This is a genomic window from Thalassospira sp., assembly GCF_048059015.1.
Taxonomy (GTDB): Bacteria; Pseudomonadota; Alphaproteobacteria; order Rhodospirillales; family Thalassospiraceae; genus Thalassospira.
The window spans coordinates 661,107-683,288 of sequence record NZ_JBLLNT010000002.1 but is presented as its reverse complement, the minus strand read 5'-3'; the positions used below and the strand labels follow the sequence as shown (position 1 = coordinate 683,288).

At 53.4% G+C, this 22,182-nt stretch carries 21 protein-coding genes and 1 tRNA gene; 8 read left to right on the top strand and 14 right to left on the bottom strand.

Annotated elements, in window-relative coordinates:
• Nucleotides 1-293 precede the first annotated feature (293 nt).
• The 4 genes from ACMZ66_RS03800 to ACMZ66_RS03785 all read right to left on the bottom strand — a co-directional run bounded on the left by ACMZ66_RS03800 (nucleotide 294) and on the right by ACMZ66_RS03785 (nucleotide 3,404).
• Entirely contained in the window at nucleotides 294-905 is a 612-nt protein-coding gene (locus ACMZ66_RS03800; RefSeq protein WP_416934559.1) for a DNA-3-methyladenine glycosylase I, read from the bottom strand.
• Nucleotides 906-908: 3 nt separating this feature from the next.
• The gene (locus tag ACMZ66_RS03795; protein ID WP_416934558.1) at nucleotides 909-1,196 is read right to left on the bottom strand and encodes a YciI family protein; all 288 of its coding nucleotides are present in this window, start codon (nucleotides 1,194-1,196) and stop codon (nucleotides 909-911) included.
• Nucleotides 1,197-1,212: 16 nt separating this feature from the next.
• Complete coding sequence (locus ACMZ66_RS03790) at nucleotides 1,213-1,797, bottom strand: TetR/AcrR family transcriptional regulator (RefSeq protein WP_416934556.1); 585 nt, start codon at nucleotides 1,795-1,797, stop codon at nucleotides 1,213-1,215.
• A gap of 158 nt (nucleotides 1,798-1,955) precedes the next feature.
• Nucleotides 1,956-3,404, bottom strand: a complete 1,449-nt coding sequence (locus tag ACMZ66_RS03785) for a TrkH family potassium uptake protein (RefSeq protein ID WP_416934554.1) — start codon at nucleotides 3,402-3,404, stop codon at nucleotides 1,956-1,958.
• Nucleotides 3,405-3,702: 298 nt separating this feature from the next.
• Here ACMZ66_RS03785 and purU point away from each other — a divergent pair, with 298 nt between their 5' ends.
• Nucleotides 3,703-4,569 (top strand): formyltetrahydrofolate deformylase, encoded by an 867-nt coding sequence (purU, locus tag ACMZ66_RS03780; RefSeq protein ID WP_416934552.1) that lies wholly within the window; start codon nucleotides 3,703-3,705, stop codon nucleotides 4,567-4,569.
• Nucleotides 4,570-4,781: 212 nt separating this feature from the next.
• Nucleotides 4,782-6,227, top strand: coding sequence for a diguanylate cyclase (locus ACMZ66_RS03775; RefSeq protein WP_416934550.1), 1,446 nt, complete (start codon nucleotides 4,782-4,784; stop codon nucleotides 6,225-6,227).
• 92 nt (nucleotides 6,228-6,319) lie between these two features.
• On the opposite strand, the gene ACMZ66_RS03770 is transcribed toward ACMZ66_RS03775, so the two are convergent.
• The 3 genes from ACMZ66_RS03770 to ACMZ66_RS03760 form a co-directional block, all read right to left on the bottom strand.
• Complete coding sequence (locus tag ACMZ66_RS03770) at nucleotides 6,320-7,327, bottom strand: aspartate-semialdehyde dehydrogenase (protein WP_416934548.1); 1,008 nt, start codon at nucleotides 7,325-7,327, stop codon at nucleotides 6,320-6,322.
• Between the two features lie 317 nt (nucleotides 7,328-7,644).
• Entirely contained in the window at nucleotides 7,645-7,833 is a 189-nt protein-coding gene (locus ACMZ66_RS03765; protein ID WP_416934546.1) for a DUF3012 domain-containing protein, read from the bottom strand.
• Nucleotides 7,834-7,969: 136 nt separating this feature from the next.
• On the bottom strand, nucleotides 7,970-9,364 hold the full coding sequence (locus ACMZ66_RS03760) for a TrkH family potassium uptake protein (RefSeq protein ID WP_416934544.1): 1,395 nt from the start codon (nucleotides 9,362-9,364) through the stop codon (nucleotides 7,970-7,972).
• Between the two features lie 279 nt (nucleotides 9,365-9,643).
• On the opposite strand from ACMZ66_RS03760, the gene ACMZ66_RS03755 reads away from it, so the two are divergent.
• The 3 genes from ACMZ66_RS03755 to ACMZ66_RS03745 all read left to right on the top strand — a co-directional run bounded on the left by ACMZ66_RS03755 (nucleotide 9,644) and on the right by ACMZ66_RS03745 (nucleotide 11,493).
• On the top strand, nucleotides 9,644-10,366 hold the full coding sequence (locus tag ACMZ66_RS03755; protein WP_416934542.1) for a thermonuclease family protein: 723 nt from the start codon (nucleotides 9,644-9,646) through the stop codon (nucleotides 10,364-10,366).
• 94 nt (nucleotides 10,367-10,460) lie between these two features.
• Nucleotides 10,461-10,919, top strand: a complete 459-nt coding sequence (locus tag ACMZ66_RS03750; protein ID WP_416934540.1) for an ArsI/CadI family heavy metal resistance metalloenzyme — start codon at nucleotides 10,461-10,463, stop codon at nucleotides 10,917-10,919.
• Nucleotides 10,891-11,493 carry a sigma-70 family RNA polymerase sigma factor gene (locus ACMZ66_RS03745; RefSeq protein WP_416934538.1) on the top strand — a complete coding sequence of 201 codons (603 nt, stop codon included), beginning with the start codon at nucleotides 10,891-10,893 and terminating at the stop codon, nucleotides 11,491-11,493. The genes ACMZ66_RS03750 and ACMZ66_RS03745 overlap by 29 nt, the downstream gene beginning before the upstream one ends.
• Nucleotides 11,494-11,534: 41 nt before the next feature.
• Here the strand turns inward: ACMZ66_RS03745 and ACMZ66_RS03740 are convergent.
• The 4 genes from ACMZ66_RS03740 to ACMZ66_RS03725 form a co-directional block, all read right to left on the bottom strand.
• Nucleotides 11,535-11,608, bottom strand: a tRNA-Gly gene (locus ACMZ66_RS03740).
• 103 nt (nucleotides 11,609-11,711) lie between these two features.
• The gene (locus ACMZ66_RS03735) at nucleotides 11,712-12,881 is read right to left on the bottom strand and encodes a PQQ-dependent sugar dehydrogenase (protein WP_416934536.1); all 1,170 of its coding nucleotides are present in this window, start codon (nucleotides 12,879-12,881) and stop codon (nucleotides 11,712-11,714) included.
• A gap of 63 nt (nucleotides 12,882-12,944) precedes the next feature.
• Nucleotides 12,945-13,424: a xanthine phosphoribosyltransferase gene (gene gpt / locus ACMZ66_RS03730; protein ID WP_416934534.1), complete on the bottom strand. Its 480-nt coding sequence runs from the start codon at nucleotides 13,422-13,424 to the stop codon at nucleotides 12,945-12,947.
• 138 nt (nucleotides 13,425-13,562) lie between these two features.
• Nucleotides 13,563-15,167, bottom strand: coding sequence for a tetratricopeptide repeat protein (locus tag ACMZ66_RS03725; protein WP_416934532.1), 1,605 nt, complete (start codon nucleotides 15,165-15,167; stop codon nucleotides 13,563-13,565).
• A 459-nt stretch (nucleotides 15,168-15,626) separates the two neighbouring features.
• Between ACMZ66_RS03725 and ACMZ66_RS03720 the strand changes: the two genes are divergently transcribed.
• Entirely contained in the window at nucleotides 15,627-17,285 is a 1,659-nt protein-coding gene (locus tag ACMZ66_RS03720) for a methyl-accepting chemotaxis protein (RefSeq protein WP_416934530.1), read from the top strand.
• Nucleotides 17,286-17,358: 73 nt separating this feature from the next.
• On the opposite strand, the gene ACMZ66_RS03715 is transcribed toward ACMZ66_RS03720, so the two are convergent.
• From ACMZ66_RS03715 to ubiE, 3 genes are read right to left on the bottom strand one after another with little or no spacing between them, the layout of a single operon-like run.
• Nucleotides 17,359-17,799 (bottom strand): GNAT family N-acetyltransferase, encoded by a 441-nt coding sequence (locus tag ACMZ66_RS03715; RefSeq protein ID WP_416934528.1) that lies wholly within the window; start codon nucleotides 17,797-17,799, stop codon nucleotides 17,359-17,361.
• 30 nt (nucleotides 17,800-17,829) lie between these two features.
• The gene (gene ubiB / locus ACMZ66_RS03710; protein WP_416934526.1) at nucleotides 17,830-19,392 is read right to left on the bottom strand and encodes a 2-polyprenylphenol 6-hydroxylase; all 1,563 of its coding nucleotides are present in this window, start codon (nucleotides 19,390-19,392) and stop codon (nucleotides 17,830-17,832) included.
• A gap of 13 nt (nucleotides 19,393-19,405) precedes the next feature.
• Complete coding sequence (gene ubiE / locus ACMZ66_RS03705; protein ID WP_416934615.1) at nucleotides 19,406-20,179, bottom strand: bifunctional demethylmenaquinone methyltransferase/2-methoxy-6-polyprenyl-1,4-benzoquinol methylase UbiE; 774 nt, start codon at nucleotides 20,177-20,179, stop codon at nucleotides 19,406-19,408.
• A 154-nt stretch (nucleotides 20,180-20,333) separates the two neighbouring features.
• On the opposite strand from ubiE, the gene ACMZ66_RS03700 reads away from it, so the two are divergent.
• A complete protein-coding gene (locus ACMZ66_RS03700) occupies nucleotides 20,334-20,978 on the top strand; it encodes a phosphoribosylanthranilate isomerase (RefSeq protein WP_416934524.1) in 645 nt (214 codons plus the stop codon).
• Nucleotides 20,979-21,074: 96 nt separating this feature from the next.
• Nucleotides 21,075-22,067: an ion transporter gene (locus tag ACMZ66_RS03695; RefSeq protein WP_416934522.1), complete on the top strand. Its 993-nt coding sequence runs from the start codon at nucleotides 21,075-21,077 to the stop codon at nucleotides 22,065-22,067.
• Nucleotides 22,068-22,182: the final 115 nt, after the last annotated feature.

Genomic DNA, 22,182 nt, shown 5'->3' with positions numbered 1-22,182 from the left:
TTTTATCTTTGGAATGAGGTTTGGCACATTGTCCTCAAGGCGATGCCGGGCCGAAATCCCGATCCCCGATCCGCTCCTGACCCAAGGTTCGGTATCGCCAAATTGATTTCCCCATCTTCATGATCACCTGCAAGAAGATTTGCGCAACGGCCAAATGCCCGTTTGCCCACCTTGCGGTTGAGATGAGAGATTGTGGCCCGACATAATCCTTGCCGGATTATCATCGAGGGACTTGCACCAGTCCCTGCCCTCAGAACCCCTTGCCTTTGGCAAGGGGTGTCTTTTTTTGGGATCTACGCTGTCGGTTGGGTCAGGGATTTACGGATTTTATCAATCTGCGGCCGAAGATAGCATCCTTCTGCATGATCATTGATCAGGCCCATTGCCTGCATAAAAGCAAACACCGTCGTTGGCCCGACAAACTTCCAACCGCGTTTCTTAAGGTCCTTGGAAAGGGCGATGGATGTTGGCGATGTCGACATGGTCTGTGGCGTTTCAATTTCTGCCATGTCCGGTTCGAACCGCCAAAAGTAAGCTGCAAGCGACCCTTCGGCTTTGACCATTTCACACGCCCGTTTGGCATTGTTGATCGATGCTTCGATCTTGCCACGATGACGAATGATCCCGGCGTCAGTCAAAAGGCGTTCCACATCCGCTTCACCAAACTGCGCGACCTCGTGGAAATCAAACCCAGCAAAGGCCGCGCGGAAGCTTTCCCGCTTGGCCAGGATCGTGCGCCAACTCAATCCCGATTGAAATCCTTCAAGACAGACTTTCTCAAACAGACGGATGTCATCTGTGACCGGAAAACCCCATTCCGTATCGTGATAGGCGTTAAATTCCGGCGCAGAATCGCACCAGGCACAGCGCGCTTTGCCATCCGCCCCAATCGTTACCTTGCTCATCAATCAGGCCATCAGGAAATCAAGACGCTGATCAGCACGCGCTGGCGAAATCTCAAGGATTTCTGCGGTAACGATCCCTTCGATTACAAACGGGTCATCGTTCACGCGGGTTTCAATATCATCGCGTGATACCCCATGGGCAAGAACCGCGCCGCCCATATTGGGCTGCAGGCTGCCGACCATCAGAAACACGCCATCATCAAAACCCTGTTTTATCCAGGCCTTGTGCGCGTCCATGAATTCCGGGGCCTTGGCGCGATTTTCGGCAAACTTCAAAAAGATGGCGAACATGGTTTACTCCCTGTCTTTAGATGTTTTTGGCGGCAATTTTGGAAATCTGGTCATCAAGCCAGGCACACATCAGATCGACTTCCCGATGCAAAAAACCGTCATCATTAAAGGCATTGGCAAGGGTTGCCACACCCTGACTGCGCCCAAGAATATGCATGGCCATTTCATCTGATTGATCAGCAAAGCCAAGGCGTTCGAACTGGCGCTTCAGCCAACTGCGAAACAAGGTGAAAAGCCCAGCCGCGTCGCTTTGGGCTGCGTGGTTTAGTTTGGCCAGTTCCGATGAAAGGGTGCCAACCGGGCAGCCGAACTTGCGGATTTTCTCGCCATTGACGATCAGGATATGGATGAAGCTTCGGATACGTTCGGCCGGGTCAGAGCCACTGACTTCCCAGCGATCAAGCATCTGTTCGGTATTGGCAAGGCGGCGATTGATCACCCCATCAAGGATGTCATCCTTGGTTTTAAAATGGTGATAGAAATTACCGCGCGATATCCCGACATCAGCAGCAATATCGGCAAAGGATGTTGCTTCAAACCCGCGCTGATAAAACAGCAAATCTGCTGTTTCGATAATACGATCGCGTGTTGCTGATACCATTTTCTCTAACCGATTTTTATGCTGCAAGTGAATTAGGTCATTTGTCCTATTCCGAAATTAGGACGAGTGACCTAAATTGTCAACACGCCCAAATCAAAACACCCGCAAGCGAACTTGCGGGTGCTATCAAACATCAAATGATCTGGGTTAATGCGCGATCAATCGCGCCAGAAGGCCGGGAACAGCAGAACCAGAACGGTAAAGACTTCCAACCGCCCGATCAGCATACCAATCGACATCAGCCACTTTGCCCCATCGGGCAAGGTCGCGAAATTGCCAGACGGCCCGACAATCGGGCCCAAGCCCGGCCCGACATTGGCAATCGCTGTCCCGGCACTTGAAACCGCGGTGATGAAATCAAGTCCCATCGCGCCCAGCCCCGCGGCAAGCACCACAAAGCAGAACACGAACAGGAAGAAGAAGCTTAAGACAGATTCGGTAACGTCTTCGGAAAGTGGTTTGCGGTTATAATAGGCAATGAAAACGCCATGCGGGCGCAGCATGTGCGACAGCTGAATTTTGGCAATTTCATAAAGCACCTGAAGACGGAAGATTTTCACCCCGCAGGTCGTCGACCCGGCACAGCCGCCAATGAACATCACAAAGAAGAACACTGTGACGGCAAATGGCCCCCAAAGACCATAATCCGTTGTCGCATAACCGGTCCCGGTCATGACTGAAACGATGTTAAATGACGTGTAGCGCAGCGCATGCAGGAATCCGATATTGTTGGTTTCAGAATGCCAGAAGGCCAAACCGACAATGATGGAAATCGCAATGGTCAGGAACCAGCGTACCTGACTGTCACGAAACAGCGCTTTGCCCTGCCCGCGCAGCATCTGCAGATACAAAATAAACGGAAGTGCCCCGGTCGCCATGCCAAGGGTGATGATCACATCAATCGTCGCACTGTCAAAATGCCCGATCGATGCGTCCTTGGTGGAAAAGCCACCGGTCGCAATCGTCGTCATGGAATGGGCAATCGCATCAAACGGCGTCATGCCAGCCCACCACAGCATAATCGCCCAAAGGGCGGTAAAGCTGAGATACAGCATGGCAATGCCCATTGCGATCTGGGTGGCGCGCGGGAAAGCCTTGTCCGACTTATCGGAGTTTTCCATACGGAACAGCTGCATCCCACCAACGCGCAACATCGGCATGACGGCAATCGCCATCACAATGATCCCGATCCCGCCCAGCCACTGCAAAAGCGCGCGCCACAGCAAAATCCCCTGCGGGGCGTTATCGAGCCCGACAATCACGGTCGAACCGGTGGTCGAGATCCCCGACATCGCTTCGAAAAACGCGTCGGTATAGGACATATCAAGATCGGAAAACGCAAATGGCAGGGCCGATGCCGCGGTCAGAACCAGCCAGCTTAAGGTGGTTAGAATAAAGGCCTGACGGGAATTGATCTTAAGATTGTCCATGCGGTTCATCATGATCAATGCCCCGCCGACAAACAGCGAAACAAAGGACGCCGCCGAAAACACGATCCAGTCGGATTGATCGTAATAAAGATCAACCAGTGCCGGGATGAACATGCCAACCGACAGCGTGCAAAGCAAAATGCCGACGATGAAAAGAATGGGACGGAAATCGATCAATGAAACGCCTCTTGGCACATGTACCGCATCCTCCCCCCGGAAATTGCGGCATGGTGCATTCGCTGTTCTAATTTTTCAGGGCCCTGCATAGCCGAAATCACAGCCAACATGTACCCCATTCATCACAAGCAGCGAAATTCTTGGCACAAGCGGTGATAATGTCCAGCCCTTTATGGGCTATGCGTTTTTGGTCTGGCAGCTTTGGTATGGGCGGAAATCCGCCATTTCCGGTTGGCATCGCATCAGATCGCCGCTATATCGGCGGGATAACACATTCAAGAAAGAAAGCACTGCGGAAATGTCCGAACTCGCCAAAACCTTCATCCTGACCATTACTTGTCCCGATACGTTCGGGATCGTCGCAAGCGTAACAAGCTTCCTTGCAGACGAAGGCGCGTTCGTGACCAAACTTGAACAGTTTGGCGATCCTTCAAGCAAGCGTTTCTTCATGCGTGTGAAATTCGAAGCCGGTCGCGCGCTGCGCACCAATGCCGAATTCACCGAAAAGTTTGGCCCGGTCGCGGATAAATTCAGCATGCGCTGGCAGCTCCACGATTTCCATCGCAAACCCAAAGTCCTTTTGATGGTGTCGAAATTTGGCCACTGCCTGAACGATATCCTGCACCGTGTTGCGTCCAACAACCTGCATATCGAAATCCCGGCAGTTGTTTCAAACCACGAAGACATGCGCGGCATCGTCGAATGGTACGGCATTCCTTACTATCACAAGCCGGTCACCAAAGAGACCAAGGACGAGCAGGAACAAAAACTGGTCAATCTGATCAGCGAACATGACGCTGATCTGGTGGGTCTTGCGCGCTATATGCAGGTTCTGTCGACCGATCTTTGCAAGGAACTTGATGGGCGCTGCATCAATATCCATCACTCCTTCCTGCCAAGCTTCAAGGGTGCGAAGCCATACCATCAGGCCCATGCGCGCGGCGTTAAGCTGATCGGTGCGACCGCACATTACGTGACCGCAGATCTTGATGAAGGCCCGATCATTTATCAGGCTGTCGAAAACGTTGATCATTCGATGACCGCAGATGACATGGTAGAAATCGGCCGTGATATTGAATTGGTCGTCTTCTCGCGCGCCATTCAGATGCATTGCGAACATCGCGTCTTCCGCAATGACAATAAAACCATCGTTTTCCGCCGCTAATCACAGCGTGAAACAGTACAATACAAAGGAAACCGCCATTCTCTGAATTGGCGGTTTCTTTATAATGATTCCAATCTATTCGAATAAAGCAATCGTCACGCTGAGCCATATTGATAAGTGCAACCAGCACTGATTTCCCGTAGATTACCGAAGTCGAAAATGTCGGATGCGATAACCGACAGCGGCTCAAGACTTTGATTTGGGAGCTTTCCGTGCTGGGAAAGAAGGTTTATTTCGCGGTCATTTTGTGCGTGCTTCTGGCGGTCGGCTTTCTGACCACCAGTTTTGTCAGTTTCTATGTCGCACGTGAATTGCTTGAAGAACAGATTTCGGAAACCACGCTGCCGCTGACCAGCGACAATATCTATTCCGAAATCCAGCGTGACCTGCTCCAGCCGATCTTCATTTCATCGCTGATGGCCCATGACACCTTTGTTCGTGACTGGGCGTTGTCAGGCGAAAGCGACCCGGACCGGATCATCAAGTATCTTGCCGAAATCCAGTCGCGATACGACACCATCACGGCCTATTTCATCTCTGAAGAGTTGCGCAACTATTACCATCCAAGCGGCATCATCAAGCAGGTCAGCGAAGATGATCCCGCTGATGAATGGTATTTCCGCGCGCGTGACGCCAAAAAGGATTACGAGATCAACATTGATGACGACACGGTCGACCGGTCGCGCATGTCGATCTTTGTCAATTATCAGGTGCGTGATTATGACGGCAATGTCATTGGCATTACCGGTGTCGGCCTGTCGGTCAGTTCGGTCAGTTCGGTCACCAACCTGATTGAAACCTATCAGAACCGCTATGGCCGAACGATCTATTTTGTTGATAATGAAGGCCATGTAACACTGCGCGGCAGCGGCTTTGGCGATGCGCATAGCCTGCATGATCGTCCGGGCATGCGTCTTCACGCGACCAAAATCCTGACTTCGCCCGGTGCCTCGATCAGCTACGAAGATGATGGTCATACCCACTTCGTAAACAGCCGCCTGGTACCCGAATTTAGCTGGCTCCTGATTGTCGAGCAAAGCGACTATTCATCCGATGCCCGCCTGCAAAGCACGCTGTTTATCAATATCGCCATATCGCTTGCGATCACGTTTGTTGTTGGACTGATCGCCTATCTGACCGTGCGCAATTATCAGCGCCGTCTTGAAGAATTGGCATCGCGTGACAAACTGACCGGAAGCTTTAACCGCCAAGTCTTTGACATGATCTTTGATCAGGCAACCAAGACCGCCAAACGTCAGAAAACGCCGCTTTCGGTGATGTGCTTTGACCTGGATGGGTTCAAAGAGATCAATGACAATTACGGCCATCCGGGTGGCGATGCAGTATTGCGCGAAGTGCTGACCATGATCCGCCAAAACGTGCGCGAAGTCGATCTGATCTGTCGGTGGGGGGGCGATGAGTTTGTCATCATGTTCCCGGAAACCGGCCGTCAGGATGCACTGACCAAGGCCCGCTCGCTGGCCGATCAAATCCGTCAGTCACCGGTCCGGTTCGGGCGCGATCATATCCCGATTACGATCAGTGCCGGTGTCACAGAATATCGCGATGCCGAAGACCTTGATACCCTGATGGGGCGCGTCGATAACGCGCTTTATACCGCCAAAGCATCCGGACGCGATCATATCTCGATCGCCTGATCAGAACATTTGCCATATAAACAAAACGTCCCCGCCAGATCGCTCTGACGGGGACGTTCGTTTTTTTATCTGTGATCTAATTCCGGTGGGAATTAATCAGCAATCGATGCTTCTGCGATCTGGACTGCGTTCAGTGCAGCACCTTTAAGCAGCTGGTCACCTGCAACAAACAGTTCCAGACCATGATCACCAAAGATCAGGTTCGAACGAATTCGGCCAACTTCGACGTCATACTGTTCGGTCGCGGTCAGCGGCATCGGGTACAGGTTGTTTGCCGGATCGTCGACAAGCTTAACACCCTTGGCTTTGGCCAGAACTTCGCGGGCCTGTGCCGGGGTCACAGCTTCTTCGGTTTCAACCACGATCGCTTCGGAATGAGTGCGCTCGGTCGGGATACGAACCGCGGTGCACGAAACCGGAAGGTTCGGCGCGCCAAAGATTTTGCGGGTTTCCCAGGTCACCTTCATTTCTTCGCGGGTGTAACCGTTTTCCTGGAAGCTATCGATATGCGGGATCACGTTGAAAGCCAACGGATGGGCAAAGACTTCTGCCGGAACCGGTTTGCCTTCAAGACCTGCTGCCAGACCTTCGCGCAGTTCGTTCATGCCCGGCTGACCGGCACCCGAAGCTGCCTGATAGGTCGAAACGATCACCTTTTTCAGACCAAATGCCTGATGCAGCGGCCAAAGCGCAACCGCAGCAATTGCCGTGGTGCAGTTCGGGTTCGCGATCAGTTTCGCGGTCTTGGCAAGGTCACCATTGATTTCCGGAACGATCAGCGGAACGTCATCCTGCAGACGGAAGGCCGACGAGTTATCAATAACCAGCGCGCCTTCAGCGATCTTGGGGGCATATTCCTTGGCGAAGTCGCCGGAAACAGCAAGGAAGACAATGTCGCACTGCTTTGCTTCTTCAACAGAAAACAGCGCGACGGTCTTAGTGCCGAACTTAGTCTCCACGGTCTTGCCCGCTGAACGCTCGGAAGCGAACAGGGTGAGTTCACCCACAGGGAACTTGCGATCAAACATAACGTTGATCAGCTCGACGCCAACCGCACCGGTTGCGCCGATCACACCGACATGGAGATTTTCGGCACTCATAATAATTGTCTAACCTCGTATAAAAATTGTTGTCGTGTTCGACTCCCGCGATCATCCGCGGGCCGCGCATTATAGGGATTTATCAAGACAACGCAAATGTACCTTGCTGCATCGCACTTATGCGCGGCAATGTTCTGTCTTTAACGCACGGTTCAACGGATTGTTCCGTGTCGTTTTTCAAGGCTTAGACGCAAAAATCCGCCCTTCAACAGTACCACCGCCAAGCAGGTGTCGAAGGGCGGATTTTAACCGTCAGGGAGACGGCATATCCAGACATGTGAGAAGAATCGGCGAAATGGACGCAGCCGATTAAAAGATCAGAACACGCAATGTTTGGCGAAATCGGCTGCCTCGTTTGCGGTCCAGTCACCCTTTGGCTTTTCTTTCAGGTCCGTGCACCATTCCTCGCTGCCCACTTCGGGCGAGCAGGCGGAAATCGATGCTGCCATCAAAAAGATAGCGGACAGGCCAGCGACTTTGGTGACGATCTTTTTCTGCAATGTCATGTTCGTGTCCAACAGTTTGATTATTTGTTGTGCGTTCAGACGCTTATGTTGCTCCATATTTGGGGCAAACACGCGCATGCGTCTGTGGCGGCCATCACAGCCGCCCCAAAACCTTAGCGATTTAAATCAGGAAAAACTAGTCGCGCCAGAAGGACGGCATCAAGAGAACCAGCAACGTCTCAAACTCTAGCCGGCCCAGAACCATCGCCACATCCAAAATCCACTTGGCCGAATCTGGTAGTGACTGGAAGTTACCCGCGGGCCCAATGATGTTGCCAAGTCCCGGGCCCACATTGGCCAATGACGTTGCTGCCGCACTCATCGACGTGATCAGATCAAGCCCCGTAAGCCCCAATGCAACCGTCACCGCGATATAGCTGATCGTCAGCAGGAAGACATAAACCGTCACCGCGTTATAGATGTCCGAGGTGATCTCATGCCGGTCAATGCGGCTGACCACAACGGCGGACGGGCTGCGTAAGCGCATGAAATGCGCACGCAATCCGGTAAAGACGACATACAGGCGGAACATCTTGAACCCGCCCGATGTTGATCCCGAACAGCCGCCAATAAAGGTAGCAAAGAAGAACAGCATCACCGCAGCCGGACCCCAGAGCAGATAATCACCGGACGCAAAGCCGGTCGTCGTGATCACGGACACAAGGTTAAACGCGGCCATGGTCAGCGATCTGAAAATGCTGTCATCAGAAATCTGCGCCAACCGAACGGTCAGAAGAAGCGTAAAGCCAACAATGATCAGGCAAAACAATCTGATCTGCTGGTTGCCTGTAACGGCCTTGATGGCGCGTTTGCGCAGCAACACCGCATAGGCCGTAAACGGCAAACCACCGGCAAACATGAACAGGATCGCCACCCAATGCAGCGACAGGCTGTCATCAAACTTGGCAAAGGACAGGTCCGAGGTCGCATAGCCCCCTGTCGACAAGGTCGTCATGCCGTAATTGATCGCATCAAACCACCGCATGCCAAACACTCGGTACAGGACAATGCAAATAACGGTCAGGCTGCTATAGATCAGGACGATCTGCAGGCACATATCGCGCATGCGACCACTCAGCTTTTCTGAGCGATCTGAACTTTCCATCTGGAAAAGCTGCATCCCGCCAACACGCATCATCGGCAAAAGGGCAAGCGCCGTCACAATAATGCCGATCCCACCCAGCCATTGCATGATCGACCGCCACACCAGCAAGCCCGGTGGCAAATGATCAAGCCCCGACAGGATCGTCGATCCGGTGGTGGTCAGGCCCGATACGGTTTCAAACACCGCATCACAGAAGCTGATTTCAAGGGAAGAATACCAAAGCGGCAAGGCACCAGTCACACTGACCGCGATCCAGGACACAACGGTCAGAACATAGCCCTGCCGCGCTGTTACACGCGGCCCGATATCAGACCGACAGGCAAGACATGCCATGCCGCCAAGCCCGATGGTCGTGATCGAGGCCTGCGCAAAGATTTTCCAGTCCGGATTGCCGTAATAGAGATCCACGGCAGAGGGCACCATCATCGAGAGTCCGATGATAATGACCATAACCCCGACGACGAAAAAGATAGGTTGCAGACGAAACAAAAAAGCTTCCCTGACAGCAAAAGACAAACCCGCTTTTAGCCCCAAACGCGCGATTTTGCATCCGGTTATTGTGCATGGCACCCGTTACACATCCGGGCGTTAGGCACCAAAGCAGGCTTTCGCGTCATCATTTTGCCGTTCTTTTTGTTTGTTCTTTTCCCATGATCAATGTGTCATCCTTGCCCGAATACTTCTTTGCCAACGCCCGAGGCCCGCTTGAAACACCTGTCCCGCCTGATCCTCATTCTTGCTGTCCCAGCGCTGTTTGCGCTGACAGTCCATATTCAAAGCAATCAGGTTCACGCTGCTAGTGGCGACAAAGCCAATCCGGATCAGTCCGTAATCCAGGCAGAGGGGCGTGACATTCAGGTGATCGATGGCGACACCATAATCATTGATAGCAAGGTCTTTGATATCGCAGGCCTTGATGCACCGGAACTCGGCCAGCAATGCCTGCATAATGACAGCTTCCATGATTGCGGCATGTCAGCTGCGATGCAGCTGCGCAAATATTTCGCCATGGCACCGTTTGCCGTCAATTGCTGGCCGGGGGATCAAGAGCGTGCAGGCAAGGCCGACAAGTTCCCGGTGGTCGAATGCGGCATTGGCGAACGTGACGTGGCAGCCGCCATGATCACAGATGGCGAAGCATTGCCAATTCCAGGCTATTCGCATCGCTATGACCAGCTGTCCGCAGAAGCCGCCAATGCTGAGATCGGCCTTTTTGGTGGCAGCATGACCAAGCCGGCTGAATGGCGCAGAGGCGACCGGCTTAATGGCGAAAGCGGTCAATGCCTGTATATCAATGACGGCCATGGCAACTATGTCGGCATCCTTGATCCGCGTTTTGCACAATTTGACACCACGGATGCCAAAAAGGTCTGCAGCGACGAAGAAGCCCGTGAGATGGACCTGAACTATCTGGCCCCAACGCCCTGATCGGGCCAGCTTCCATAAAAATCTGACCAAGCTGCATCTTTTTGCGCACCTGCGCGTCTACCTGTGCATCACTTCGATTTCACAGGAGACACACATGCGCTTGCAACTTGCCCTGAACGTAAAAAATCTTGAACGCGCGATCGCCTTTTACAGTGATATGTTCGCAACCCCGGTGCACAAGCAACGCGCGGGCTACGCCAATTTTGAAATTGACCAGCCGCCGCTGAAATTGGTCCTGTTCGAGCATCCTGATGCCCGCGAACATCTAAACCATATCGGCGTCGAATGCCTGAGCGAGATGGAATTCAAGGCCGCGTCAGATCGACTGCATGACGGGTCGCTTGCAACCAGTGACGTCGCTGAAACCGGATGCTGTCACGCAAAACAGACGAAATTCTGGACGACAGAACCAGACGAACTGGCGTGGGAATGGTATCGTATTCTTGATGATGCGCCGGTTACCGCACCAAATGAAGATGCCTCATCGCAGGCCGGGTGTTGCGGCCAGCAACCCGGCAAGGAACTTGAACCTCAAACGGTATGTTGCGCCTGACGTTATGACATTTGCCCCCGTCACAGACACATCATCGGACTGGCAGGCCCTGCAAAAGGGCCTGCACAGATTTGTGCGAGCCCGCGTACCGCTTGACGCTGTCGAAGATGTGGTATCCGAAATCCTTGAAGCCATTATTCGAAGCAAAAGCAGTCTGGCCAACGCATCAAATCCATCTGCCTGGATCTATGCCTGTGCACGCAGCAAGGTCGTCGATTACTATCGCAAAAGAGGTCGGGAAAACCGGGCTCTTGATGCCCTGAAAGCAGAACATGAAATACATCTGGCAACGGTTTCCCTGCAAGACCGCGATGAAGATACATCAGGCCTGCATGAATGCCTTGGCGCATTGATCGTCGAGTTGGATCGCGATGATCAGCACATCTTGGACGAAATCGACCTTAAGCAAACGCGTCAAACCGAGTTTGCCCGTAGAAGGAATCTTCCCCTACCGACGGTAAAATCGCGCATTCAACGTGCCCGAAGACGTTTACGCGACCGGTTGGTCGCCTGTTGTCCAGATGGATGTGACGATAATTGCCAGCGCGGGACAAAGGACACAGCAGCCTGCTAAAGGGACTGAATTATTGAGATTGGAAATGATGAGGAAAAGCTTGGAGCGGGTGAAGGGAATCGAACCCTCGTATGCAGCTTGGGAAGCTGCCGTTCTACCATTGAACTACACCCGCGAAGCGCGCGTTTTATAGCCCGCTTTCCCCCGCCACGCAAGAAGATCGGCGGCAGATCGGACGAATTATTTGCTGATCTGCCACCTCGATCGGAAGCTGATTTCTAGCGGTCCGGCACCATGCGCCAGACGGCACTGGCATGGTCATCCGAGATCAAAATCGATCCATCGACATAATGCTTCACATCAACAGGACGGCCGATCACCGCACCATTGTTGCGCAAGAAACCTGTCAGGAACGGGTTTGAGGTAACAGGCTTTCCATTGATGAACTCAACCCGAACCACCTCATAACCATCCGGGATGGTTCGGTTCCATGATCCGTGAAGCGCAACCAGTGCATCATCACCATCAAAGGTGAAACCGAGCGGTGCGTTATGGGCGTTGAAGGTAAAGGCCGGAAAGATCGTTTCTTCTGGCACCGTTTCATCGGCAAATTGCGGACTTCTGGTGTCGCTTCCCGCAAACCATGGATAGCCATAAAAGCCGTCGGGGCCGGTCGCGACATTAAGCTCCTCGCGCGGGATGTCATCGCCCAGCATGTCGCCACCATTATCGGTAAACCAAAGCTGCCCGGTTTCTGGATGGAAGCTCAGACCGACCGAGTTTCGGATACCGCGCGCATAAATTTCGGGCGCACCGCCATTAACCGGGATCGAGATGATCGTGCCTTCAAGCCCCCTGATCTTGCAGATATTGCAAGGTGCACCAACCGCAACAAACAACCGGTTTCCATCGGGCGAAAGTGCCGCATATCGCCAACCATGATGGCGTTCATCCGGCAAATTGGTGAACAAGATGCGCGGACGACCAAGTGAGGTGCCATCAAAGTTGCTTAGGTCATAGGAAACAATGCGGTGTTGATCGGCAACGAACAATGTTCCGGGCTTATAGGCCAGACCATTGGCAAGTTTGAAATCATCCGCAACCAGCGAAACCGTCTCGCCAACCCCGTCACCGTTCGCATCACGCACGAAATACAGGTTCTTGCCACGGTTTCCAACAAAGATGCCGTTCAGTTCTGGGGCAACCGCAATGGTTCGGGCGTTGGGCACTTCGGCAAAGACTTCCAGGCGATAGCCATCCTCGGCCCGAAGTTGGGAAAGCGTGTTTGTTACCCGTGACGAGTATTCCTGCGCTGAGACTACGTCGGGCGCGGCGGTAACAGACGCGCCGAATATCAGCGTGATCAGGGGCAGAAAACACAAACGCCCGGCCCATCGGCGCGCGCGTTGCGGTGTGCGATGGAAGTCCGGGCGTAAATCTGTGCGCATCCTGAATTCTCCTTGTTTGGCGTTACGGCCTTACAAGGGATACGGATACATATCCGAGGCCGATTAACGGGCGCGTTCGGAAATCGGTGCGTTGACGGAAAGTTCCATATCCCACGGGAAGTAAATCCACGTGTCCTGGGAAACTTCGGTCACAAAGCTATCAACGATTTCACGGCCAAGCGGCTTGGCATAAACGGTCGCGAAATGTGCATGCGGAAGCTTTTCACGAACGGCTTTGGCGGTTTTGCCGGTATCGACCAGATCGTCAATGATCAGCATGTCGGTACCATCACCTTCGATGCCCTTGAGCCATTCCAGGTCACCGCGGCTCTTGTCAGAGTAGCTGCGAACACAGACGGTATCAATCAGGCGAATATCAAGTTCGCGTGCGATGATCGCAGCCGGCACCAGACCGCCACGGGTAATCGCGATGATGCCCTTGTACGGGCCCTTTTCCAGAAGACGCCACGCCAATGCACGTGCATCGCGATGCATCTGTTCCCAGGAAACCGGGAAACCTTTGTTATAAGCAGCTTCGCTCACAAGAATTCTCCTGCGCCAGATCAGTTCGTCCAAACGGGTGGTCTTCACATCGTGCGTAAACCAAAACCGTCAAGGACCGTTATCCACAAAATCAAGGCGCTTAACTACGCCTTGTTGATGGCAAAGGCAAGGTTTCGCTCATTCCCCGGCATTTGCCGCCTTCAAGCGCGCCTGAAGCAGGGTTGAGAAGTCCCCGGAAAGCTTTTTAACAGGATCGGCCCAATCACCCGGTTTGGTTTGGCGATAGATGCGCATGGTCGGATACCAAGGGCTATCGGATCGATCGACAAGCCAGCGCCAATCGGTCGTGTAAAGCTGTAACATCCAGACCGGCACACCAAGCGCACCGGCCAGATGGGCGGGCGAGCTATCAATCGTGATCACCAAATCCATGGCCTGCATCAAAGCCGCACTATCACCGAAATCATGAATATGTTCGCCAAGATCGGTGACAAAGGCATGCAGACCAAGCTTTTCGATGTCGGCCCGGCGATCATCGATCTGGAAACTGTAAAACGCTGCCCCCTTGGCCGAGAGAATCGGCAAAAGCGTATCAAGCGGGCAGGACCGATCACGCGGGTTCAATTTCCCGGCCCAGATCAACCCGACCTTAAGCACCGTTCCCTGTGGCGGGGCCAGACGGACCTTTTTACCGGCAGGCGGGCTGATATAGGTATTGGTCGAAATCTTGTTGAGGTCACTTTCACCAATGCCCAACACATGCGGCAGGCTTAAAAGCGGCACATGAACATCAAATTCCGGCAGGCGCGCGCCCTTTTCCACCAGTGTTCCGACACCTGAAACGGTGCGCATGATCGGAATCAGTTCCTTGCGGCATTCCAAAATGACATGCCCGGCCTTTTTCGCGACCAATGGTACGAAACGGGCAAACTGGATCATGTCACCAAAGCCCTGCTCGGCGCGCAGCAAGATCCGCTTGCCGCGAAGATCGGTTTTACCATCCCATTCGGGCGCGACATCAAGTTTGCGGATCGGATTATCGGCAAGTTTTCGGCGGGTCTCATACCCTGCCCAGCCCTTATCGTAATTGCCAAGTGCAAGATGGGCCAAGGCGCGATCCCAATTGGCATCGACATAATCAGGGTCCAGCGCCAAGGCGCGTTCGAAATATTCAAGCGCCTCTTCAAACCGGTTCATATCGCGATAGACCAGCCCGGTATTGAACGTGTGCGACTTGATGCTGCTATCAAGTTCCAGCGCCTTTTTGTGCGCGACCAGCGCCTCGTCAAAGCGCATCATTTCGCGCAGGCAATTGCCCATATTGGACCAAAGCCCCGCATTTTCCGGTCGAAGGTCCGCCGCCCGACGATAGGCAATCAGGGATGCTTCAAGCTTTTTGCTGCGGCGAAGCGCCACACCCAGATTGTTCCACACATCTGGTTGTTGCTGATTTTGGCGAAGGGAAAGGCTGTAAAGACGAATGGCATCATCAATCTGACCGGCCTGATGGGCCGCCAATCCACGCTGGAAAAGATCATTTACAACGCGGCGTTGCTGGCTTGCGACATCGGCTTTGCTGTTGGCATCTGCCTCGGCGATTTTTTCTGCGGTGATGTCTTTGGCATCTTTGACATTATCAACAGTCGCGGGCGCGCTATCATCTGTCGGCGTTTCCGCTTTCGCGTCTGACGGCGCAGCCGTTTTCACAGATTTTTTAGCAGTTGATGATTTCGCGGTCTTTTTTGACAACCGTTTTTTGGTTGTTGTTGCAGATTTTGCCATCCTGATCCCCTTAGCACCCCATATACCCTATATGAGAGCTGTCACCCGGCATTTTACGGGCCGCATATATCGCCTGATCGACCTTTTAATTCGATTCGGCTGAACATGCTTACATAAGCACAGTAGTATAAATTGCCAAAAATACCTTACCAATAAGTGGATTTATTCAATTGATTTCACTTCTTCGGAATATTCGTCAGTACAATCGTTTCTTGTTTCGGATTTCTGACTCTATGGGGTAGCTTCTGTGACAGAAACACTCAATCGCGGCATGGTTCGCGACAATTATACACCGCAAAGCGGGTTAAAAATTAAAAGCGCAGGCTGACCCTGATCACCACATATCAGGAAACAATCTGCCACCGCCGGTCAGTTCAAATGTCGCCTGTTGGCGCGATGACCTGACATTGGCTCTAGGGAATTGGTTTAATCTGCCTTTGAAGGATTGGGAGACCGTAAATGGCCGAACCAAAAAGATCCGGTGCTTCTGTCGGACGTAAAGTTATTCTTGTCATCGTCGCATTGCTGGTGGTCGGCTTTGGCGCAATGATGACCATTCAGACCGTCTCGAAGCGCAACGCCATGATCGAGATCATGTATAATGAGTCGGTCGAAAAAACCGAGATGCTGTCGACTGCCGTTCAACCGGGCTTCATCGCTATGGACGGCGCATCGGTTGAAAAAGAATTCCGCAAGATCACCGATAAAGAAGGCTCTCAGCTGGCCAGCCTGATTGCAGCCAACCCCGGTGGCGACGCCATTGGCACCTATCAGTCCGAAACGCTCCGCGAGCATGATCTGGCTGCCCTGATCGAGCCGTATCTTGAACGACTTGAAAACAAGGAAGTCATCAGCTTCATTTCGGAAAATGCCGTGATTGTCGGCGCCCCGATCACCAAATATTCCAAGCGCCGCGATGAAGACCAGTTCCGCGGCATGCTTGTCACCGCATGGTCACTTGATCGCGTGAATGCCGAAGTTCAGCAGGCAGTTATTGTTCAGGTGGCTCTTGCTGCCGCCATTCTGATCGTTCTTCTGGGTGTAACCTGGTTTGTGCTGCGCAATCAGATCCTGACCCCGATGGTCAAGATCAACGCCACCATGCATGCATTGGTCGATGGCGATCTTGATGTCCATGTTCCGGGCCTTGGTCGTAAAGACGAAATCGGCGAAATGGCGTCTTCGGTCGAGATCTTTAAGGAAAACGCCAAACGCGTTGGCCAACTTGATCGCGAACGTGAACAGGAACGCGCACGTGCCGATAGCAAACGTCGCGAGGCCATGATGGGTCTTGCCGGGCGGTTTGAACAAACCGTTATGGGCGTTGTTGATGGCGTTTCGGGTGCATCCGGTGAAATGCAGGAAGTCGCCCAGACGATGGTTGCTGCCGTTCAACAAAACGAAGCCGGCTCTCAGGCGGTTGTTGCCGCGGTCGAACAGGCCAATCACAGCGTTGAAACCGTCGCAAGTGCCGCCGAAGAACTGGCTGTATCGATCCGCGACATCAGCGCACGCGTGAACGAAACGTCGAACATCACAGCCAACGCCAGCACCGAAGCCACCCGTGTGAACGAGATGGTTCAGGGACTTGACGTATCGGCACAGAAAGTTGGTGAAGTTGTTCAGATCATTCAGGCGATTGCCGAGCAAACCAACCTTCTGGCTCTTAACGCGACGATCGAAGCAGCCCGTGCAGGTGACGCCGGCAAAGGCTTTGCCGTGGTTGCCAACGAGGTCAAAAACCTCGCCAACCAGACTGCACGTGCGACCGAGGATATCTCGGCCCAGATTTCCGGCATTCAGGGATCAACACAAGAAGCTGTGGGCGCGATTGATGGCATCACTGGCATCATCGCCAACCTGAACGAAATCGCCGCCGAAGTCGCAGCCGCCGTTGAAGAACAGGGCCAAGCCACGACCGAGATCTCCAACTCGGTGCAGCAGGCTGTTCAAAGCACGCAGGAAGTGACCAATCACATCCATGAAATGCGTGAAGCAGCCCGTCAGACCGGCGAAGCAGCCCATCAGGTGCTTGGCGCATCTGACAGGCTTAACAGCCAGTCCGGCACGCTTCGTGGCGAGGTCGGCAACTTCCTTGATGAAGTTCGCGCTAGCTAAACAAGCGTCCTAAAACATTAAAAAAAGCCGCCCTTCTTCGGGGCGGCATTTTTGTTGGTTTTATCAATTTCAATCAACGGATCGGATCGCGCTTTTGCGCCTCTTCATCGAGACGCATCATGATCATGTCATCAAGGTCTTCATATCCGTGCTGTCGATAAAGCGGCTGCATGTCAGCCGTTGCCAGCATCCAGCGTTTCACGCGCGCCAAATCGGGATGGCCGTGCAGGGCATCAAGCATCTTTGCGGCAATGCCCATCCGCCGATAATCGGGATCGACGAAAACATCTGCGACATAGGCAATGGCAAACTGATCACTGACCACGCGGGCAAAGCCGACCTGACGGCCGTCACAATAGGCCCCGACCGGAAAGGAAACGGCGACAGATTGATCGAACTCGCCGCGCGTGCGGCCCCCCGACCAATAGGATGAACCGATAAAATCATAGCAATAATCAAGATCAAGCCGTGCCCGATCCAGACTGATTTCTATGGTCTTGTTGCCATCCGTCATCACATATTCCCAACGGGTAAGGACGTTTTCCTATTTCAGGTAAACCGCGACAGCAAGGGCTGCGATTGCCACCCACAGAACCAGCGTCTGGCGCGATACGCCAGCGGGTTTGCGGTTACCATTGCCCGACTTGCCGCGCATGGCAGCAACCGTGTCGGGATGCAGGCGAAGGCCCTGATCGGTCAAAACCGATGATGCCCGTTCTGCCGCCTCAAGCACGCGGGGCAAACGACGCAGCATTGATCCTGCTTGAAGGGTGGCTTCCTTGATTTTTGCTTCCGGACCCAGGTTTTCGCGCATCCAGTCTTCGATCAGCGGGCGCGAAAGCTCCCACATATTCTCATTGGGACTAAGAATACGGGACAGGCCTTCGGCAACGATCATGGTTTTCTGCAACATCAGAAGCTGCGGCTGGGTTTCCATGCCAAATTGCTCAGTAATCTGGAACAGTTGCCCCAACAAACGCCCAACCGAAATGTCGGCCAGTTCCTTGCCCAGGATCGGCTCGCCAATTGAACGACAAGCCTGCTGGAAGTTTTCAAGCGACTGGTTACGCGGAACGTAGCCTGCTTCGAAATGAACTTCGGCGACACGATGATAATCACGCGTCAGGAAGCCAAGAAGCATCTCGGCCAGATAAAGACGCGTTTGTTTATCAACCCGCCCCATGATGCCGAAATCGACGATGCTAACCCGACCGGTTTCATCGACAAACAGGTTCCCCGGATGCATATCCGCATGGAAAAATCCGTCGCGGAACACCTGCTGGAAGAACGCACCAGCCGCCTTGGCAAGCAGGGCAGATCGATCAACACCCATGCGCTCAAGCGCCTCGACATTGTCGATACGAACACCTTTGACCCGTTCCATGGTCATCACATGTTCGGCTGTCCGTTCCCAATCGATCTGCGGGATGTAATAGGTTGGATCGTCTTCGAAATTGTCACGGAATTCGGACGCGGCCGCGGCCTCAAAACGCAGATCCATCTCAAGATGAACACTGTCTTCAAGCGCCTTGACGGTTTCAACCGGCTTAAGACGGCGCAAGCGCGGCTGGGTCAGTTCGACAATTTCGGCAACCCAGTAAAACAGATCAAGATCACGCGCAAAGCGCACCTTGATGTCCGGGCGCAGAACCTTGACCGCAACATCGCGACCATCGGTCGTGGTGGCAAAATGCACCTGCGCGATGGAGGCCGCGGCCACCGGCTGCTCGTCAAAGCTTTCAAACAAGACATCAAACGGCTCGGCCAGCTGTTCGGTGATCACGCGCTTGGCGATCTTGGCCGAAAATGGCGGCAGACGATCCTGAAGCGAAGAAAGATCAGCCGCCACATCGTCGCCGATCAAATCAGACCGGGTTGCCAGCGTCTGACCAAGCTTGATGAAAGCCGGTCCAAGTTCTTCAAGGGCACGTGCAAGCCTGCGACCGGGCGGCAAATCAGAACGCCCGGAAAACGGTGCAGTCAGACGGGCGAAGAATGCCAAAAGCTTCCCGCCCGGCACCAGAGCAAGCGGAAACAACGCATCATGACGTGCCAAAGTACGCGCCATGGCGAGCAGGCGAAAGCTGTTGCGAACAAACCGGATCATGCGTCAGATGTCCTCAAACCCGCCAACCGGAATGAATGGCAGCAATCCCACCAGACAGATTGCGGTATTTGACCCGCTCAAACCCGGCAGCACGGATCATGGATGCAAAGGTTTCCTGATCCGGGAACTTGCGGATGCTTTCAGCAAGATACTGATAAGCTTCGCGATTGCCCGCAATGAAGCGGCCAATTTCTGGCAAAAGCTTGAAGGAATAGGTGTCATAGACCTTGTCGAAACCGGGCACGACCACCTTGGAAAATTCAAGACACTGGAACTTTCCGCCCGGGCGCAGCACACGATAGGCTTCTGAAAGTGCTTCTTCGATACGGGTCACGTTCCGAATGCCAAAGGCAATCGTGTAAGCATCCACCGAATGATCAGGCAGCGGCAATTTTTGCGCATCCCCGACCGTCCAGTTGATATTTTTCAGGATACCATGATCGGCTGCACGGTCGCGGCCGACATGAAGCATTTCATAGTTGATGTCACAGACCGTGACCGACCCGCCGCCACTTTTCAGGAAGCGAAACGCGATGTCCCCGGTACCACCGGCAACATCAAGCAATTTCATGCCCGGACGCGGCTTGAGCTCGTTGATGAAGGTATCTTTCCACAGGCGGTGAATGCCGCCGCTCATCAGATCGTTCATCAGGTCATATTTGGACGCAACGGTATCGAAAACCTCGCGCACCATGGATGCCTTCTGGCTTTCGGGAACGTCCCGGAAACCAAAATGGGTTGTGTTTTCGCCGTTTTTGCCCGCGGCAGGGTCTGTGTGCTTGCTCATGGTCGGGAAAATAGCGCAGCAATCGGTATCCTGCCAGTGGAAAGCCACCAAAATCGCAAATATCCTGTGAGATCGCAGTGCTTTCTGATAAGCCAGTAAAAAGCGGCTTTTATCGGCCGCAATGAATTGGATAAAGACAACACAGGATGCCCCGATGAGCTGCATGGTGAAAATCTGTGGAATCAATAGCGAAGATGCCCTGATGGCAGCGATGAGCGCAGGGGCCGATGCACTGGGCTATGTCTTTTTCCCGCCAAGCCCGCGTCACATCTCGCTTAAAGGGGCCAAGACGCTGACCGAACGGGTGCCCAACAGCATCCTGAAGGTCGGCCTGTTTGTCGAAGCCGGTGACGAGGCGCTTGAAAACGCGATTGAGGCCGGAAATCTTGATGTCATCCAACTTCATGGCAAGGAAAGCCCGGAACGCGTGGCCGCAGTAAAGGAACGCTTTGGACTTAAGGTCATGAAGGCGATTTCGGTTTCCACCCATGAAGACATTGAAAGCGCCAAAGCCAATTATGACGGCGCCTGTGACTTCCTGTTGTTTGATGCCAAGCCCCCCAAAGACAGCGTTCTTCCTGGTGGCAACGCAGTCTCGTTCGACTGGACGCTCCTGACCGGGCAGAACTTCAAAAGCAACTGGATGCTGGCCGGTGGCCTTGATCCCGATAATGTTGCCGAAGCCGTTCGTATTTCCGGTGCGCCGTGGGTGGATGTCTCATCCGGGGTGGAACGATCCAAGGGTGTCAAAGACGCACGCAAGATCGCCAACTTCATCAAGGCTGCCAAGGGTTACTGACCTGATATTTCGGGTAGTTTAACCATTTCTGAAATGATTGGCGCAAAACTCACCGGGCATGATGACTGATCATGGCCCGGATCGAGTACGCACCACATGAAACCAACCCTTCGCGCAAGAACCCATAAGCTACTTCATGGCGTTGACCGTGAGTCGCATTTTTCGCTGTTGGTTCATCTGATTCTGGCCAGCGCAATCGTCATAAATGTCGCATCCGTCATCTTTGATTCCGTTGATGAATATGCCCAACGCTACTTCGTTGTGTTTGCGGTTATCGAGATTGTCTGTACGCTGATTTTCGCCGTTGAATACGGCCTACGCGTTTGGTCTGCCCCCGAAGATCCACGCTTTGAAGGTCGCTGGCCGCGGTTGCGCTATATGCTGACCCCGATGGCCTTGATTGACCTTCTGGCGATCTTACCGATCTTCCTGTGGTTCTTGACCTCAACCGATCTGCGCTTTGTTCGTATTGTCCGGTTGCTGCGGCTTTTGAAATTCACCCGCTATTCCACCGGGCTTGAATTGATGCTGCTGGTATTTCGCCAGCAAATGGGCATCTTTGGCGCGGCCAGTGCCGCCCTTGCCTGTATGCTGGTATTTAGCGCAGGTGCGATTTACCTCGCCGAGCATGAAGCACAGCCGGACAAATTCGCAAACCTTCTGGATGCGCTTTATTGGAGCGTGATTACGCTTGCCACCGTCGGGTATGGCGACATTGTCCCTGTCACACCGTTTGGCAAGTTTCTGGCTAGCATCATCTCGCTCACCGGGATCGGTATTGTTGCGGTTCCCGCCGGTATTTTGGCCTCGGCCTTTAACTCCGAACTGCGCCGTCGTGAAACGGCCTATCGCCATCAGGCCAGTCGTCAATTGCTGGGCAAACGCCTTACTGATCGGGTGCGCCACAAACTGAAATCCCATCAGGAAGAACTTGGCATCAGCGACGAACAGGCTCAATCAATTGTCGAAGACATTCGCGATGTTCATCGCAATGAAAGCGACGAGATTTTTACCTGTCCACATTGTCATCAGCCACTTCATCTTGAACTGCGCGACGCAGAAACAAACCCGTCTCCGCAAAAGTCTTGACGCCTGCATTTTTTAGCGACATGGTTTGTGACATGAAAACACATGGCATGAACCCGATCCGTATTTCCAATCGTTGGTGGTGGCTCGCTTAAGCGGGCGGCCAATACTTATGCCC